Genomic DNA, 19,920 nt, shown 5'->3' with positions numbered 1-19,920 from the left:
CAAGGCCAGCCTGCCGGCGCACATGGTGCCGGCGTATGTCCTGCGTCTTGAGCGCATGCCGCTGACGCCGAATGGCAAGCTCGATCGCAAGAACCTGCCAAAACCGGACGTCAGCCAACTGCAACAGACCTACCTCGCGCCACAGACGGCGCTGGAGCAGCAACTGGCGGCGATCTGGCAGGACGTGCTCAAGCTTGAGCAGGTCGGCGTCAGCGACAACTTCTTCGAACTGGGCGGCGACTCGATCATCTCGATTCAAGTGGTCAGCCGGGCGCGGCAGGCCGGGATTCGCTTCAGCCCCAAAGACCTGTTCCAGCACCAGACCATTCAGGCCCTGGCCACGGTGGCGCAGACCGGCGAGGCGGTGCAGCCCATCGATCAGCACGCGCAAACCGGCGAAACCGCGCTGCTGCCGATTCATCAGGCATTTTTTGCCGAGGCGATTCCCGACCGTCACCACTGGAACCAGTCGGTGATGCTCAAGCCGACGCAGGCACTGGATGCTCAGGTACTGGAGCAGGCGCTGGATGCGTTGGTGGTGCAGCACGACAGTTTGCGTCTGGAGTTTGTCGAGCAGGCCGCGGGTTGGTCGGCGTATTACCGCGACGTTGCCACGCAAGCGGGGGAAACCATTCTCTGGCAAGTCGAGGTCGCTGATCTCGCCGCCCTTGAGGCACTGGGCGACAAGGCCCAGCGAAGTCTGCAACTGAGTGGTGGTTCGCTGATCCGCGCGGTGCTGGCGAACCTGGCTGATGGCAGTCAGCGCCTGCTGCTGATCGTCCATCACCTGGTGGTCGATGGCGTGTCGTGGCGGATTCTGTTCGAAGACCTGCAACGTGCTTACCGGCAGATTCTCGACGGTCACGCCGTGCAGTTGCCGGCCAAGACCAGTGCGCTCAAGGCCTGGGCGGCGGCGTTGCAGGACTACGCCAAAACCCCTGCGTTACAGGCCGAACTGGGCTTCTGGCAGCAGCAGTTGCAGGGCGCTTCGGCGGCCTTGCCTTACGACCGTCCGCAGGGTGGTCAGCAACACGATCAGGCGCTGACCCTGCGCCGCAAACTCGATCAGACCCTGACACGTCAGTTATTGCAGGAAGCCCCGGCGGCCTATCGCACCCAGGTCAACGACCTGTTGCTGACCGCGCTGGCGCGGGTGCTGGTGCGCTGGACCGGGGACGACAATGCACTGGTGTTGCTTGAGGGGCATGGTCGCGAAGACCTGTTCGAACACATTGATCTGACCCGCACCGTGGGCTGGTTCACCAGCGTATTCCCGGCACGCCTGGCACCGGCCGCCGAACTCGGCGCGTCGCTCAAGCAGATCAAGGAACAGCTGCGGGCGATCCCCCACAAAGGCATCGGCTTCGGTGCACTCGCGCACCTCGGTGATGAGCCGACGCGTGCCACCCTGCAAGCCTTGCCGGCGCCGCGCCTGACCTTCAACTATCTTGGCCAGTTCGACGGCAGCTTCGATGCTGCCAGCGATGCTCTGTTCGTGCCGACCAGCGAGTCCGGCGGCGCAGAGGTCAATCTGCAAGGGCCGCTGGGCAATCCGCTGGCGCTCAACAGCAAGGTGTTCGGCGGCGAGCTGGACCTGAGCTGGACCTACAGCGGCGCGATGTTCGACACCGCCACCATTCAGCGTCTGGCCGACGACTATGTGCAGGAACTGACCGCGCTGATCAGCCACTGCTGCGACACTGCCAACCGTGGCGTGACGCCGTCGGACTTCCCGCTGGCGCAACTGTCGCAAGCGCAACTCGACGCGCTGGTACTGGAGCCGCAAGGCATCGACGACATCTATCCGCTGTCGCCGATGCAGCAGGGCATGCTGTTCCACACCTTGCTCGAACACGGCAATGGCGACTACATCAACCAGATGCGCCTGGACGTCGACGGCGTCGATCCGCAACGCTTCCGCGCAGCGTGGCAGGCGGCGGTAGATGCCCACGACATCCTGCGCAGCGGCTTCTTCTGGCAAGGCGATCTGCCGCAACCGGTGCAAGTGGTGCAGCGTCAGGTCGAGGTGCCGTTCAGTGTGCTCGACTGGCACGACAGGACTGATCTGGAGGCAGCGCTGCAAACCCTCGCTGATGAAGAGCGCGCATTGGGTCTGGACCTGAGCTGTGCACCGCTGATGCGCCTGGTGCTGGTGCGCACCGCAGCCGAGCGCTATCACCTGATCTACACCAACCATCACATCCTGATGGACGGCTGGAGCAGCGCGCAGTTGCTCGGCGAAGTGTTGCAGCACTACAGCGGCGAAGCAGTCGCCCGTGGCGCGGGTCGCTACCGCGATTACATTGCCTGGCTGCAACGTCAGGATGGCGCGGCGGCGCAAGCCTACTGGCGGACGACGCTGGGCAATTTGCAGGAGCCGACGCGTTTGGCCAATGCCATCGCACGGCCGCAGGCCGGTTTGCCGAGCGTGGGTTACGGCGATCATTACCAGATGCTCGACGCTGAGCTGAGCCAGCGCCTGGGCGAGTTTGCCCGGGCCGCGAAAGTCACCGTCAACACCGTGGTGCAAGCGGCGTGGCTGCTGCTGTTGCAGCGCTACACCGGCAAGGATTGCGTGGCGTTCGGCGCCACCGTCGCCGGGCGGCCGGCGGATCTGCCGGGGGCCGAAGCGCAGATCGGCCTGTTCATCAACACGCTGCCGGTGATCGCTGCGCCGTCCGCGCAGCAGAGCGTGATCGCCTGGCTGCAAGCAGTACAGGCGCAGAACCTCGCCTCGCGCGAGTTCGAACACACGCCGCTGGCGGATATTCAGCGCTGGGCCGGGCAGGGCGGTGACGCGCTGTTCGACAGCCTGATGGTGTTCGAGAACTACCCGATTGGCGAAGCACTGGAGCGTGGTGCGCCGCAAGGTCTGCGCTTCGGTGCGGTGGCCAATCAGGAACAGACCAACTATCCGCTGACCCTGCTGGTGAACATGGGCGCGCAACTGTCGGTGCATTTCAGTTATCAGCGCGACAGCTTCGCGGCGGCCAGCGTGGCGCAGTTGGGCGCGCATCTGCAGCGTCTGCTGAGCCAGATGGCGGATGCCGGTGAGCGTTCGCTCAGCGAACTGAACCTGATCGAACACCGCCCGCCGGTGAACGGCGATTTCGTTACCGAGCGGTGCATCCATCAAGCCATCGCCCATCAAGTGGCGGCGACCCCGGATGCCTTGGCGGTGACCTTCGCCCATAAGCAACTGAGCTACGCCGAACTGGAGGCCCAGGCCAATCGCCTGGCGCACAAACTGCTTGAGTTGGGTGTCGGCCCGGAAGTGCGCGTGGGCGTGGCCATGCCGCGTTCCGAGCAGTTGCTGATTGCCTTGCTCGCGGTGCTCAAGGCTGGCGGTGCGTATGTGCCGCTGGACCCGGATTACCCGGCCGATCGCGTGGCCTACATGCTCGAAGACAGCCGCGCGCGGGTATTGCTCACCGAGCAGGCCGTTGCCGCGACCCTGAGCGTGCCGGGCGATACCCAAGTGCTGCTGCTGGATCAGCTTTCGTTGAGCGATTATCCGAGCAGCGCGCCGCAAACATCGGTCGCTCCGGACAACCTCGCCTACGTGATCTACACCTCCGGCTCCACCGGCAAACCCAAAGGCGTAGCAATTGCCCATCGCAACGTCATGGCGCTGATCGACTGGTCCGCCAGGGTCTACAGCCGCGACGACATTCAAGGCGTACTGGCCTCCACGTCGGTGTGCTTCGACCTGTCGGTGTGGGAGCTGTTTGTCACCCTGGCCAACGGCGGCTCGCTGATCATCGCCCGTAATGCCTTGGAGCTGCCGCACCTGCCGGCGCGCGATCAGGTGCGCCTGATCAACACCGTGCCGTCGGCGATTGCCGCACTGCAGCGTGCCGGGCAGATTCCGCCGAGCGTGCGCATCATCAACCTGGCGGGTGAGCCGCTGAAACAAGCGCTGGTGGAGGCGTTGTGTCAGCAGTCGACGGTCGAACACGTTTACGACCTGTATGGCCCGTCGGAAGACACCACTTATTCGACCTGGACCCGCCGCAGTGCTGGCGGTCAGGCGCGGATCGGGCGTGCGCTCGATTACAGCGCCAGTCATCTTCTGGATGCCGATCTGCACGCGGTGCCACAAGGGGTTTCGGCCGAGCTGTACCTGTCCGGCGCCGGCATCACGCGCGGTTATCTGGGGCGTGCGGCAATGACCGCCGAGCGCTTCGTGCCGAATCCTTTCGTCGGCAACGGCGAGCGCCTGTACCGCACCGGCGACCTGATTCGTCAGCGCGAGGAGGGCGAGCTGGAGTACATGGGCCGGATCGACCATCAGGTAAAAATTCGTGGATTCCGCATCGAACTGGGGGAAATCGAGGCGCGATTGCTCGCCCAGCCGACGGTCAGCGAAGCGGCGGTGCTGGCCGTCGACAGCGACAGCGGTGCGCAACTGGTGGCGTATGTGGTTGCCCCGCAATTGAACATGCACGACGGCGACGCGCAGCGGCAACTGCGCGAGGGACTAAAGACTGGCCTCAAGTCTTCGTTACCTGACTACATGATTCCCGCGCACCTGCTGTTCCTTGAGCAGTTGCCACTGACCCCCAACGGCAAACTCGACCGCAAGGCCCTGCCGGCGGTCGATGCCAGCCAGATGCAGGCCGCGTATGTCGCGCCGCACAGTGAGCTTGAGCAACAGGTCGCGGCGATCTGGCAGCAAGTGCTCGAAGTGCAACGCATCGGTCTGAACGATCACTTCTTCGAACTCGGCGGGCACTCGCTGCTGGCGGTCAACGTGGTGTCGCGCATGGCCCTGGAACTGGGCCTGACGCTGACCCCGCAACTGTTATTCCAGCACCCCGTCCTGAGCGATTTTGTCGCTCGACTCGATACAGGAGGCGGGGCAATCAACGAACAGAAACTGAGCAAGCTGGAAGCCCTGCTTGACGATATGGAGGAAGTCTGATGGACAAGAGTGTTGCTTTGAGGGTAGCCAAGCGCTTTATCACTCTGCCGCTGGACAAACGTAAGCTGTACCTGGAAAAGATGCTCGAAGAGGGTGTCTCTCCGGCCAACCTGCCGATCCCGGAAACACGTTCCGGGTTTGCGGCGATTCCTCTGTCGTATGCTCAGGAACGTCAACTGTTCCTCTGGCAAATGGACCCGCACAGCACTGCGTATCACATCCCCAGCGCCCTGCGCCTCAAGGGCCGGCTGGATGTGGCAGCGCTGGAGCGCAGCTTCAACGCAGTGGCGGCGCGCCATGAAAGCCTGCGCACCACTTTTGCCGAACAGGGTGAAAGCTTTTGCCAGGTGATTCATCCGCCGCTGCCGCTGAGCATCAGCCTGACGCCATTGCCGGAGGGCCTCGACGCCGCCGGTGAAGGCGCCGCGATCAAGGCCTTCGTCGAGAGCGAAACCGCACGCCCGTTCAATTTGCAGCAGGGCCCGCTGCTGCGGGTGGCGCTGCTGAAAGTGGCGGAAGACGACCATGTGCTGGTGCTGATCCAGCACCACATCATCGCCGATGGCTGGTCGATCAAAGTCCTGGTCAACGAGCTGATCCAGCATTACGCCGCCGACACCGCCGGGCAGCCGCTGAGCCTGCCGGAACTGGAAATACAGTACGCCGACTACGCGATCTGGCAGCGCCACTGGCTGGAAGCGGGCGAGCGTGAGCGCCAGTTGGCCTACTGGGTCAAGACCCTGGACGGCGAGCAGCCGGTGCTGGAACTGCCGATCGATTTCCCGCGTCCGGCCGTGCAAAGCCTGCACGGTGCGCGGCTGGAACTGAACCTGCCGGCAGACCTCGGTAATGCCCTCAAACAGCTGGCGCAGCGCGAAGGTGCGAGCCTGTTCATGCTGCTGCTGGCGTCGTTCCAGGCGTTGTTGCATCGCTATAGCGGACAGGCGCAGATTCGCGTCGGGGTGCCGACCGCCAACCGTAACCGGGTCGAGACCGAAGGCCTGATCGGCTTCTTCGTCAACACGCAAGTGCTGAATGCCGAGGTCAGCGGGCAGTTGCCGTTCAACCAGTTGCTGGCTCAGGTCAAGCAGGCGGCGATGGCTGCGCAGGCGCATCAGGATCTGCCGTTCGAGCAACTGATCGAAGCCTTGCAACCGGAGCGCAGCCTGAGCCACAGCCCGGTGTTCCAGGTGATGTTCAACCACCAGACCAGCCGAGACCAAGGCCGCAGCGCGGCGCAGTTGCCGCAACTGAGTGTCGAGGATGTGCAGTGGGAAGGGCGCACCGCGCAGTTCGATCTGACGCTGAATACCTACGAGTCCAGCGACGGCTTTGCCGCCGAGCTGATCTACGCCACTGATCTGTTCAAAGCTGAAACCGTCGAGCGCCTGGCGCGTCACTGGCAGAACTTGCTGCGCGGCATCGTCGCCGCACCGAGCCAGCGCGTCGGCGAATTGCCGTTGCTGGAAAGCGCCGAACACGGCGTGCTGTTGCAGGATTGGCTGCGCATCGCTGACCGCAGCACGCAAGCCGAATGCGTGCAGCAGGATTTCTCCCGACGTGCGCAGCAAACGCCGCAAGCCACTGCATTGATCATCGGCGAACACGTGCTGAGCTACGCCGAGCTGGATGCCCGCTCCAGTCAACTGGCGCACAAGCTGATCGAGGCCGGTGTCGGCCCGGATCAATTGGTCGGTATCGCCGTCGAGCGCAGCGTGGAAATGCTCGTCGGCCTGCTGGCGATCCTCAAGGCCGGCGGCGCTTATGTGCCGCTGGACCCTGCGTATCCACAGGATCGCCTGGCCTACATGATCGAGGACAGCGGCCTGCCATTGCTGCTGACCCAAAGCCATTTGCAGGCGCAGTTGCCGATCCCGCCGGGCGTGCAAACGCTGCTGCTGGATCAACCGCGCGAGTGGCTGGCGGCTTATCCACAGAGCGCGCCGGACGTTGCAGTCAATGGCGAGCACCTGGCCTACACGATCTACACCTCCGGTTCCACCGGCAAACCGAAAGGCGTGATGGTGCGCCACGCGGCGCTGAGCAACTTTGTCGCGAGCATGATCGAGCAGCCGGGCATCGTGGCCACGGATCGCATGCTGTCGCTGACCACCTTCTCATTCGATATTTTCGGCCTGGAAATCTACGCTCCATTGCTGGCCGGCGCTTGTGTGGTACTGACTGGCAAGGACGTGCATCAAGACCCGCAAGCGGTGCTCGAACTGATCGAGCGTCACGCCGTGACGACGCTGCAAGCCACGCCTTCGACCTGGCGCATGCTGCTGGACAACGAACAGGCGCCCATCCTGGCGGGCCGCACGTTCCTCTGTGGCGGTGAAGCGCTGCCGCAGGAACTGGCGCAACGGATGCTCGCACTGACGCCGAGCGTGTGGAACCTCTACGGCCCGACCGAAACCACCATCTGGTCGGCGCAGCACGCCTTGAGTGCGGACAACAGCCGTCCATTCCTCGGCACACCGATCGACAACACCGCGTTGTACATCCTCGGCAGCGACCTTGAGCTCAATCCGCTCGGCGCCCCGGGGGAATTGCTGATCGGCGGCGACGGCCTCGCTCGTGGTTACTTCCAGCGCCCGAGCCTGACTGCCGAACGTTTTGTCCCGGATCCCTTTTCGCAATCCGGCGCGCGCCTGTACCGCACCGGCGACCTGACCCGTTACCGCGCCGAAGGCGTGATCGAGTACATCGGGCGGATCGACCATCAGGTGAAAATCCGTGGTTTCCGGATTGAACTCGGCGAGATCGAAGCGCGTTTGCTCGCCCTCGACAGCGTGCGCGAAACCGTCGTAGTCGCTCAGGACGGCCCGACCGGACCGCAACTGGTCGGCTATGTGGTGTCGACCGCCGACGCTTTTGATGAAGGCGAACTGCGCGCCGAATTGAAAGCCAGCCTCAAGGCCGAACTGCCGGAATACATGGTGCCGGCGCACCTGTTGTTCCTCGCGCAACTGCCACTGACGCCGAACGGCAAAGTCGACCGCAAAGCCTTGCCGGCACCTGACGCCAGCCAACTGCAATCGACTTACATCGCCCCGCAAACCGCCACTCAACACAGCGTCGCCGAGATCTGGCAAGCGGTGCTCAAGCTTGATCGCGTAGGCCTGAGCGACAACTTCTTCGAACTGGGCGGCCACTCGTTGCTGGTCACGCAAGTGGTCTCGCGGGTGCGTCAGGCGCTGAACGTGCAGGTGCCGCTGCGCACGTTGTTCGAACACAGCACGCTGGAAGATTTTGTCGCCGCGCTGGGTGTCGATCAGGCGCATCAGGAGCCGCCGATTGTTGCGTTGCCACGTCTGCAACCGCTAGCGCTGTCCTATGCCCAGGAACGTCAATGGTTCCTCTGGCAACTGCAACCGACCAGCACCGCTTATCACGTGCCGGCGGCGTTGCGTCTGCGCGGTGAGCTGGATCTGCCGGCGTTGCAGCGCAGCTTCGACGCGCTGATCGAGCGCCACGAATCGCTGCGCACCTGCTTCGTCGAACAACAGGGGCAGACCCTGCAAGTGATCCAGGCTCATGGCACGCTCGATCTGCAGGTACAGGAGGTGGCAGCGGATCTCGACGAGGCGGCGCTGCAAGCGCTGGCCGCCGCCGAAACCCTGCACCTGTTCAATCTGCAGCAAGGCCCGTTGTTGCGGGTCAAACTGCTGCGCCTGGCCGCCGATGACCACGCGCTGGTCATCACCCTGCATCACATCGTTGCCGATGGCTGGTCGATGAATGTCATGGTCGATGAGCTGGTGGCGTTGTATGCCGCCCACAGCCAGGGCCAGCGCGTGCAATTACCGGCGCTGCCGGTGCAATACGCCGACTACGCCGCGTGGCAGAAACAGTGGATGGACGCCGGTGAACGCGAGCGTCAATTGAGCTACTGGACCGCACAACTCGGCGCTGGCGATCAACCGCTGCTGGAGTTGCCGACCGACCGTCCGCGTCCAGCCGAGCAGAGCTATCGCGGCGCCCGTCGCGAGATCCCGCTGAGCCTCGAACTGGCCACCGCGCTCAAGCAACTGGCGCAGCGCGAGAACGTCACGCTGTTTGCGCTGTTGCTGGCGTCGTTCCAGACCTTGCTGCATCGCTACAGCGGTCAGGTCGATATCCGCGTCGGGGTGCCGGTGGCCAACCGCAACCGGGTCGAGACCGAAGGCCTGATCGGCTTCTTCGTCAACACCCAAGTACTGAAGGCCGAGTTCGACAGTCAGCAGACGTTCCGCAGCCTGCTGCAGCAAGTGAAAAATACGGTGCTGGGTGCGCAGGCGCATCAGGATCTGCCGTTCGAGCAACTGGTCGACGCGCTGCAACCGGAACGCAGCCTCAGCCACAGCCCGCTGTTCCAGGTGATGCACAACCATCAGAGCCAGGTGCGTCAGGCGCAGGGCGCCACGCGTCTGCCAAAACTGGCGATTGAAGGCTTGCCTTGGGCGTCCAGTACCGCGCAGTTCGACCTGACCCTGAACACTTTTGAATCGAGCGACAACGTCTGGGCCGAGCTGACCTATGCCACCGATCTGTTCGACGTCGAAACCATCGAACGCCTGGCGCAGCACTGGACCCGTCTGCTGCAAGGCATCGTCGCCGACTGCGCTCAGCGCATTGCCGAACTGCCGCTGCATGACGCCGCCGAACACGCGGCGACCTTGCAGCAGTGGAACCCGGCCATCCGCGATTTCCCGAGCGAGCAGTGCCTGCATCAGCGGATCGAACAACAAGCCGCCCGCGCCCCGCAAGCGATTGCCGTGAGCTGTGCCGGGCAGTCCCTGAGCTACGGCGAGCTGAACAGCCGCGCCAACCAGTTGGCCCACAAGCTGATTGCCAGCGGTGTCGGCCCGGACGTGCGCGTCGGTCTGGCGGTGGAGCGCAGCCTCGACATGCTGGTCGGCCTGCTGGCGATTCTCAAGGCCGGCGGCGCCTATGTGCCGCTGGATCCGACCTACCCGGAAGAACGCCTGAGCTACATGATCGGCGACAGCGGCATCGCCTTGCTGCTGACGCAAAGTCATCTGCTCGGTCGTCTGCCGGTGCCGGATTCGCTGTGCAGCCTGATGCTCGATCAGGAACGTGATGGTCTGGAAGGCTACAGCGATAGCAATCCGCAGGTGCGCATGAGCCCGGACAACCTGGCTTACGTGATCTACACCTCCGGTTCTACCGGTCAACCGAAGGGCACGTTGCTGGCCCATCGCAACGTGCTGCGCCTGTTCGAGGCCACTGATGCGTGGTTCGGTTTCGACGCCACGGATGTCTGGAGCCTGTTCCATTCCTACGCTTTCGATTTCTCGGTGTGGGAGATTTTCGGGGCACTGCTGTACGGCGGCAAACTGCTGGTGGTGCCTTATGAGGTCAGTCGCTCGCCGGAAGATTTCTTCGCCTTGCTCTGCCGCGAAGGCGTCACCGTGCTCAACCAGACGCCGTCGGCGTTCAAGCAATTGATGCAAGTGGCCTGCGCCCCGGAGCACGCGGCGCAAGCACTGGCGCTGCGTTACGTGGTGTTCGGCGGCGAGGCGCTGGAGGTCAAGAGCCTGCGCCCGTGGTTCGAGCGTTTCGGCAATCAGGCACCGCAACTGATCAACATGTACGGCATCACCGAAACCACCGTGCACGTGACCTACCGGCCGATTACGCTGGCCGACTTGCAGCGTGACGCCAGCAGTCCGATCGGCGAGCCGATCCCGGACCTGTCCTGGTACTTGCTCGACGGAGATCTGAACCCGGTCGCCAAAGGTTGTATCGGTGAGCTGTATATCGGTCGTGCCGGCCTGGCTCGCGGTTACCTGAACCGCGCGGACCTGACCAGCCTGCGCTTTATTCCCGACCCGTTCGCCGCCGATGGCGGGCGTCTGTACCGTACCGGTGACCTGGCGCGTTACTGCGCCGACGGCGTGATCGAGTACATCGGGCGCATCGATCATCAGGTGAAGATTCGCGGTTTCCGTATCGAACTCGGCGAGATCGAAGCGCAACTGCTGGAACAGGCTGCCGTGCGCCAGGCTGTGGTGCTGGCGCAACCGGGGCTCAGCGGTCAGCAACTGGTGGCGTATCTGGTGCCCGGTGACGCCGCGCTGCTCGACGCAAGTCCGGCCGAACAGGCGCTGTGGCGCGACAGCGTGCGCGCCGAACTCAAGGCCAATCTGCCGGACCACATGGTCCCGGCGCACCTGTTGCTGCTGGCGCAATTGCCGTTGACCGCCAACGGCAAACTCAACCGCAACGCCTTGCCGTCGCCGGACGCCAGTCAGGCGCAGCAGACCTATCAGGCGCCGCAAAGCGCGATGGAGCAGGGGCTGGCCGCGATCTGGCAGGACGTGCTGAAGCTGCCGCAAGTCGGCATCCACGACAACTTCTTCGAACTGGGCGGCGACTCGATCATCTCGATTCAGGTGGTCAGCCGCGCCCGTCAGGCCGGCATTCGCCTCAATCCCAAAGACCTGTTCCAGCACCAGACCGTGCAGCGTCTGGCGCTGGTCGCGCAGTGGGGTGGCGACGAATCGAGCATTGATCAGCAAGCCGCAAGCGGTGCAGCGTTGCTGCTGCCGATCCAGCAGCAATTTTTCGCCGACGAAATTCCGCAGCGTCATCACTGGAACCAGTCGGTGCTGCTGCAACCGCGGCAGACGCTGGACGCTGAGAAAATCGAGCAAGTGTTGCGCGCCCTGGTGGCCCATCACGATGCCTTGCGCCTGAGCTTCACCCTGCACGATGGCGTGTGGCAGGCCGAGCACCGCGCGGTCGAAGCGCTGCCACAGAACCTGCTTTGGCAGGAAGACGTTGCTGATGCCGCCGCCCTTGAAGCCTTGGGTAATCGCGCCCAGCGCAGCCTCGATCTGCAACACGGGCCGTTGCTGCGTGCGGTGCTGGCGACTCTGGCCGATGGCACGCAGCGGTTGCAGTTGGTGATTCATCACCTGGCGGTGGACGGCGTGTCGTGGCGGATTCTGCTGGAGGACCTGCAAAACGCTTATCAGCAGCTGCTCAACGATCAGCCGTTGAGCCTGCCGTCCCGGACCAGTGCCTTCAAGGACTGGGGCGAGCACTTGCAGCGCTACGCCAACAGCCCGGCGTTGCAGGCCGAACTGGATTATTGGCAGGCCTGCCTGAGCGATGTGAGCACCGATCTGCCGTGCAAGCGCGTTGATGCCAGCCAGGACAATCGTCTGGCCCAGACCGTACAAACCCGCCTCGGCACCGAGCTGACCCGGCAACTGCTGCAAGAGGCCCCGGCGGCGTACCGCACCCAGGTCAACGATCTGTTGCTGACGGCATTGGCGCGGGTCATCGGCCGCTGGAGCGGGCAGGCGTCGACGCTGATCCAGCTCGAAGGCCATGGTCGCGAAGCACTGTTCGACGGCGTCGATCTGACCCGCACGGTGGGCTGGTTCACCAGCCTGTTCCCGGTGCGCCTGACGCCGGCAGACACGCTTGACGAGTCGATCAAGCAGATCAAGGAACAACTGCGCTCGATCCCCAACAAGGGCATCGGTTTCGGTGCCTTGCGTTACCTCGGTGATGCCGGAGCGCAGCAGCGCCTGCAGGCCTTGCCGAGCCCGCGCATCACCTTCAACTACCTCGGGCAGTTCGACGGCAGTTTCGCCGGCGATGACGCTGCGCTGTTCGTGCCGTCGCCGGACAACGCCGGCCTTGATCAGAGCCCGGAGGCGCCGCTGGGCAACTGGTTGACCCTCAACGGTCAAGTGTATGGCGGCGAGCTGCGGGTGGGCTGGACGTTCAGCCGCGAGCGTTTTGACAGCGCGGTGATCGAAGCCCTGGCCGCAGATTACGCCGCAGAACTCGCAGCGTTGATCGGCCATTGCCTGACCCCGGGCGTCGAAGGCCTGACCCCGTCGGACTTCCCGCTGGCCGGCCTGACGCAGGCGCAGCTCGACCAGTTCCCGCTGGCGCCACGCCAGGTCGCCGATGTGTATCCGCTGTCGGCGATGCAGCAGGGCATGTTGTTCCACAGCCTCTACGAGCAGGCCACCGGCGATTACATCAACCAGGTCCGGCTCGATGTCGAAGGCCTCGATCCGCAACGCTTCCAGCACGCCTGGCAAGCAGCAGTGGACAACCACGACATCCTGCGCAGCAGTTTTGTCTGGCAGGGTGAACTGGCGCGTCCGGTGCAGGTGGTGCACAAGCAGCTGGACATGCCGTTCCGCGTGCTCGACTGGCGTGCTCGCGACGCTTGCCAGAGCGATCTGAATGCACTGGCGGCTGCCGAACAGGCGCAAGGTTTCGACCTGAGCCAGGGGCCGCTGTTGCGTATGGTCGTGGTGCGGCTGGACGAGCAGCGCTGCCACTTGATCTACACCAACCACCACATCCTGATGGACGGCTGGAGCAACTCGCAGTTGCTCGGCGAAGTCCTGCAACGCTACAGCGGGGTTGCCCAACCGCCACTGGCCGGGCGTTATCGCGATTACATCGAATGGCTGCAGCGCCAGGACGTGCAGGCCAGCGAACGTTACTGGACCGCGCAACTGGCTGACTTGCAAGCGCCGACCTTGCTCGCACAAGCGTTGCAGGCGCAGCGCGGCGATGCACCGCGTGACGGTCATGGCGAACATTTCTGCGTGCTCGACGCTGAACAGACGCGGCGTCTGGGCGAGTTCGCGCGCCAGCAGAAAGTCACCCTCAACACGCTGATTCAGGCGGCCTGGCTGCTGCTGTTGCAGCGCCTGACCGGCCAGCCGTGTGTGGTGTTCGGTGCCACGGTGGCGGGGCGTCCGGCTGAACTCAAAGGGGTCGAGCAGCAGATCGGTCTGTTCATCAACACCTTGCCGGTCATCGCCAGCCCGCAGTCCTCATCGAGCGTTGGCGAATGGTTGCAGAGCGTGCAGGCGCAGAACCTGGCCTTGCGTGAACATGAACACACCCCGCTGTTCGATATTCAGCGTTGGGCCGAGCGCAACGGTGAGGCGCTGTTCGACAACATTCTGGTGTTCGAGAACTATCCGGTGTCCGAGGCGCTGGCGCAGGGCGCACCACAAGAACTGCGCTTCGGTGAAATCCACAATCACGAGCAGACCAACTACCCGCTGACGCTGCTGGTGCACTTGAGCGACGAATTGTCGATGCACTTCAGCTACCAGTGCGAAAGCTTTGCCGCGCACAGCGTGGTGCAACTGGCCGGGTATCTGCAGCGTTTGCTCGGGCAGATGAGCGAGTCGGGGCAGCGTTCGCTCAGCGAGCTGAACCTTATCGAGCACAGCCCGCAGGTGAATACCGACTTCTCCACCGATCTGTGCATCCATCAAGCCATCGCCCGCCAAGTGGCAGCTAACCCGGATGCCTTGGCGGTAACCTTTGCCCATAAGCAACTGAGCTACGCCGAACTGGACGCCCAGGCCAATCGGCTGGCGTACAAACTGCTTGAGTTGGGTGTCGGCCCGGAAGTGCGCGTGGGCGTGGCAATGCCGCGTTCCGAGCAGTTGCTGGTCGCCTTGCTCGCGGTGCTCAAGGCTGGTGGCGCTTACGTGCCGCTGGACCCGGACTACCCGGCGGATCGCGTGGCTTACATGCTCGAAGACAGTCGGGCGCGGGTGTTGCTGACTGAGCGGGCCGTTGCCGCGACCCTGAGCGTGCCGGGCAATACCCAAGTGCTGCTGATGGATCAGGTTTCGCTAAGCGGCTATTCGGCTGTTGCACCACAGACTGCGGTGCAGCCGGATAACCTCGCCTACGTGATCTACACCTCCGGTTCCACAGGCAAACCGAAAGGCGTGGCGATTGCCCATCGCAACGTCATGGCGCTGATCGACTGGTCGGCCAAGGTCTACAGCCGCGACGACATTCAAGGCGTACTGGCCTCGACGTCGGTGTGCTTCGACCTGTCGGTGTGGGAGCTGTTTGTCACTCTGGCTAACGGTGGCTCGCTGATCATCGCCCGTAATGCCTTGGAGCTGCCGCACTTGCCGGCCCGCGATCAAGTTCGTTTGATCAACACTGTGCCGTCGGCGATTGCCGCGCTGCAGCGTGCCGGGCAGATTCCGTCGAACGTGCGCATCATCAACCTCGCTGGCGAGCCGCTGAAACAAGCGCTGGTGGAGGCGTTGTATCAGCAGTCGACGGTCGAGCACGTCTACGACCTGTATGGCCCGTCGGAAGACACCACCTATTCGACCTGGACCCGCCGCAGTGCTGGCGGTCAGGCGCGGATCGGGCGTGCCCTTGATCACAGCGCCAGTCATCTGCTGGATGCCGATCTGCACGCGGTGCCGCAGGGCGTTTCGGCCGAGCTGTACCTGTCCGGCGCCGGCATCACGCGCGGTTATCTGGGACGTGCGGCGATGACCGCCGAGCGTTTCGTGCCGAATCCTTTCGGCGGCAACGGCGAGCGCCTGTACCGCACCGGCGACCTGATTCGTCTGCGCGAGGAGGGCGAGCTGGAGTACATGGGCCGGATCGACCATCAGGTGAAGATTCGCGGCTTGCGTATCGAGCTGGGCGAAATCGAAGCGCGTCTGCAGGCGCATGCCGCCGTGCGTGAAGCGGTGGTCGTCGCCAGCGAAGTGTCGGGCAGTCAGCAACTGATTGCCTATCTGGTGCCGAGCGATCCGGCGATCATCGACACCAACGCCGAACAACAGGCCGAACTGCAGCAAGCCCTCGGCAATTGGCTGGGTGCGACCCTGCCGGATTACATGGTGCCGACCCACCGCCTATGGCTGGCGCAGTTGCCGCTGACCCCCAACGGCAAGATCGATCGCAAGCGCCTGCCGGCACTGGAACTCAGCGCCGCGCAGTTGCATGTCGAACCGGCGAATGCCATTGAGCAGGCGCTGGTGCAGATCTGGAAAGAGGTATTGGGCCTTGAGCAGGTCAGCACCCACGACAGTTTCTTTGCCTTGGGCGGCGACTCGATCATCTCGATTCAAGTGGTCAGTCGCGCCCGTCAGCAAGGGCTGGAGCTGAGCCCGAAAGACCTGTTCCAAAAACCGACCATTCAACAATTGGCCCTGTGCGTGCAGGCTGCCGAAGGTCGCGAGGCGCCGGTGCCGGTGCTGATCGACCTGCCGCTGCACGGCTTGAGCGAGGCGCAAGTGGCGCAGCTGCCATTGCCGGCGGGGCAACTCGACGGGCTCTATCGCTTGTCGCCGATGCAACAGGGCATGCTGTTCCTCGGCCTGAATTCGCCGGAATCGGACCTGTACGTCAACCAGTTGAGCGTTCCGGTGGAGGGCCTTGAGCCGCTGCGTCTGCAAGCCGCGTGGGAAAGCGTCAGCCGTCGCCACGATATTTTGCGCACCGGTTTCCTTTGGCAGGACATGGCCGAGCCGCTGCAATTTGTGCTCGCCGATCCGCAGTTGCCGTTCAGTCTGCTCGACTGGCGTGAGCGGGATTATTCGGCCGAAGCCTTGCAAGGTCTGGCGGATGCCGAGCGGGCCAAGGGCTTCGACCTTGACCAGCCACCGCTGCAACGCCTGACGCTGGTGCAAGTCGGCGAGCACAGCTATCAGTTGATCTGGACCTACCATCACATTCTGATCGACGGCTGGAGCAGTTCGCAGTTGATCGGTGAGGTGCTGAGCCAGTATTCCGGACGACCACTGGCCGACGCGGTGCCGTATCGCGGTTACATCAACTGGCTGCAACAGCAGGACGCGAACGCCAGCGAAGGTTTCTGGCGTCAGCACCTGAGCCTGCTCGACGAACCGACCTATCTGGCGGACGCGGTGACGCGTACCGGCAGCGGTCGCGGTCACCAGGCGCTGTACAGCCGTCTGGACGAGGCCCGCACCGAACAGTTGAAAGCCTTTGCCCAGGCGCAGCAGGTCACCCTCAATACCTTGGTGCAGGGCGCGTGGCTGGTGCTGCTCAGCCGTTACAGCGGCCAGCGTTGCGTGGCGTTCGGCGCCACGGTGGCGGGGCGTCCGGCGAGCCTGCCGGCTTCGGAATCGATCCTGGGCCTGTTCATCAACACCTTGCCAGTGATCAAGGACGTGCCGGCCGAGCAGGCCGTGGGCGCCTGGTTGCGCGAGTTGCAGGATTTCAACCTGGAGATGCGCGAGCGCGAGTACACCCCGCTGACCGACGTCCAGCGTTGGGGCGGGCGTGCCGGGCAGTCGCTGTTCGACAGCATCATTGTGTTCGAAAACCACCCGATCGATCAGGCGCTGCGCGAGTGGCGCGATGATTCGCTGACGTTTGGCGAGATCAACAACTCGGGCCTGACCAACTTCCCGATGGACCTGATGGTCACCCTCGAAGACGGGTTGGTGATCGAGTACATGTTCCTGCGCGAACATTTTGATCTGGCGACCGTGGAGGGCATCCGCAGCAACATGGAAGGTCTGCTCACCGCACTGGTTCAGGACGCCGGGCAGGCGCTGGGACGCATCGGTCTGCCGACCGGGCAAGTCGCGCCCGCGCCGGAGGTTGTCGCGCAAGCGCAGACCACACCGGTGCACCAGCGCATTGCCGGGTGGGCTGCGCAGCGGGCCGAACAAACCGCCGTGATCTTCAATGAGCAAGCCTTCAGCTACGGTCAGATCGACGCGCGGGCCAATCGTCTGGCGCATGCGCTGATCGCCGAAGGTGTCGGTCCGGAAGTTCGGGTCGGTGTGGCCCTGCCACGCAGCGAAAACATGATCGTCGCGCTGTTGGCGGTGCTCAAGGCCGGTGGCGCCTATGTGCCGCTGGACGCGACCTATCCCCGCGAGCGCTTGAGCTATCTGATGCACGATTCGGGCATCGCCTTGCTGCTCAGCGATTCGAGTCTGCGTCAGGTGCTGCCGACCCAGGCCAACCTGCAGGTGCTGGAACTCGATCAGCTGGATCTGCGTGCTCAGCCGGATTCGGCGCCGCAGGTGGCGGTGCAGCCGGGCAACCTGGCCTACGTGATCTACACCTCCGGCTCAACCGGTCAGCCGAAAGGTGTCGGCGTGGCGCACGGGCCGCTGGCGATGCACTGCCAGGCGATCGGTCAGCGTTACGAAATGAGCGCGGCCGATTGCGAGTTGCACTTCATGTCGTTCGCCTTCGACGGCGCGCATGAGCGCTGGCTGACCACCCTCACGCACGGCGCTCGTTTGCTGATTCGTGACGACAGCCTGTGGACGGCCGAACAAACCTTCGACGCCCTGCATCAGCATGGCGTGACTGTGGCCGCGTTCCCGCCGGTGTACCTGCAGCAACTGGCCGAACACGCCGAACAGCACGGCAATCCGCCGCCGGTACGGATCTACTGCTTCGGCGGGGATGCGGTGCCGGTGGCAAGTTTCGAACTGGCCAAACGCGCACTGCAACCGCAGTACATCATCAACGGCTATGGCCCGACCGAAACGGTGGTCACGCCGCTGATCTGGAAGGCCGCGGTCGACGATCAATGCGGCGCGGCCTATGCGCCAATCGGCAGCGTGGTCGGCGAGCGCACGGGTTATGTGCTCGACAGCGACCTCAATCCGCTGCCGGCCGGCATTGCCGGTGAGTTGTACCTGGGTGGTGCGTTGGCGCGCGGTTATCTGGGACGCGCCGGTGGCACCGCCGAACGTTTCGTTGCCAACCCGTTCAGCGCCGACGGCAGTCGCCTGTACCGCACCGGCGACCTGGTGCGCCAGCGTGCCGACGGCACCGTCGACTATCTCGGGCGGATCGACCATCAGGTGAAGATCCGTGGTTTCCGCATCGAACTGGGTGAAATCGAAGCGCGCCTCAAGCAGCAGCCGGGCGTGCGTGACGCCGCCGTGGTGGCCCGCGAGGGTGTCAGCGGCAAACAACTGCTCGGCTATGTACTGGCCGCTACCGACACGCCGGCCGACGGTTTGGGCGAGCGTCTGCGCGAGCAACTCAAGGCCAGCTTGCCGGATTACATGGTGCCGGCACACTTGATGGTACTTGAGCGCATGCCGCTGACGCCGAACGGCAAGCTCGACCGCAAGGCCTTGCCGAATCCGGACGTCGAACAGCGTCTGGCCTACGTCGAACCGCGCACCGAGCTGGAAAAAGCCCTGGCGAAGATCTGGCAGGAAGTGCTGAAAATCGAACGGGTCGGGCTCACCGACAATTTCTTCGAACTGGGTGGCGATTCGATCCTCAGCCTGCAAGTGGTGGCCCGCAGCCGCGCGCTCAAGGCTCAGGGCCTGAGCCTGAAACTGCGCGATCTGATGCAGAAACCGAGCATCGGCGAACTAGTGGCCAGCGTTCAGGGCACGGCGGAAAAAGCCTCCGGGTTGCTGGCGATGAATGCCGAGGTCGAGGGCGTGGCGCCGCTGTTCTGCCTCCACGCCGGATTCGGCACGGTGTTCGACTACGAGCCGCTGGCGCGCCGTTTGAGCGGTCGGCGTCAGGTGTTGGCGATTCAGTCGCGGATGCTGCTGGATCCGGCGTTCAACGACACCTCGCTGCAGGAAATGGCCAGTGAGTATCTGGCGCAGATTCGCCAGAAACAGCCGCAGGGGCCGTATCACCTGCTGGGCTGGTCGCTGGGCGGTACGCTGGCGATGTTGATCGCCGCGCAACTGGAGCAGGCCGGGCAACAGGTCAAGTTTGTCGGGCTGGTCGACAGCTTCGTGCCGTCGGCGGCGGTCGACGCCGGGGCGGTCGATGACTGGCAAGCCGACCTGCGCGACTTCCTGCAGGTGACGTTGCCGGACGCCGCACCGGGCTTGTCCATCGACGGTGAAGAAACGCCGCACAACCTGCGCGCGCTGTTCCAGCGTGCCATGAGTGCCGAGCGCGGGGCGTCGACTTACGTGGCACTGGGTGCCGATGAACTGGCGCATGTGTTCAGCGTGGCGCGCCGGCTCAAGCAGCTGTCGCTCAAGCTTGAGCGCTGCGCGCCGTTGGCCGTCAACCCGACGTGCTGGTGGACATTGGGGCGCGAAGCCGAGGCACTGGAGTTGGCGGCGCAACTGGGCCAGCCGGGCATGGGCGGCGAATGGCTGGATTGCGGGCACTTCCAGATCCCGCGCGATGAAACTTTCCTGTCCGAGGCTGAAGAAATGCTCGGCCAGATCGTTGAATCAGTAGTCATGTCCTGA

General features: G+C 63.9%; 2 protein-coding genes (1 of these 2 only partly in view). Both read left to right on the top strand.

The annotated features are described in order from the left end of the window. Nucleotides 1–4,924, top strand: partial view of a non-ribosomal peptide synthetase gene (locus L6D63_RS26930; RefSeq protein ID WP_131670066.1) — the final stretch only. Its footprint begins 7,397 nt before the window's first position; 4,924 of the gene's 12,321 nt are visible here — the last part of the coding sequence; its start codon lies off the left edge, out of view; the stop codon is at nt 4,922–4,924. Beyond that, complete coding sequence (locus tag L6D63_RS26925) at nt 4,924–19,920, top strand: non-ribosomal peptide synthase/polyketide synthase (protein ID WP_131670067.1); 14,997 nt, start codon at nt 4,924–4,926, stop codon at nt 19,918–19,920. Before L6D63_RS26930 ends, L6D63_RS26925 begins: the two co-directional genes overlap by 1 nt.

The organism is Pseudomonas parakoreensis (genome assembly GCF_021602155.1).
In the GTDB taxonomy this organism is placed as follows: domain Bacteria; phylum Pseudomonadota; class Gammaproteobacteria; order Pseudomonadales; family Pseudomonadaceae; genus Aquipseudomonas; species Aquipseudomonas parakoreensis.
Note: the sequence above shows the minus strand (reverse complement) of the source record. Positions and strands in the feature narration are given on the sequence as shown.

Excerpts from the sequence above, each read along its gene's own strand:
- L6D63_RS26925 (WP_131670067.1), top strand. The coding sequence starts at position 4,924 with ATGGACAAGAGTGTTGCTTTGAGGGTAGCCAAGCGCTTTATCACTCTG.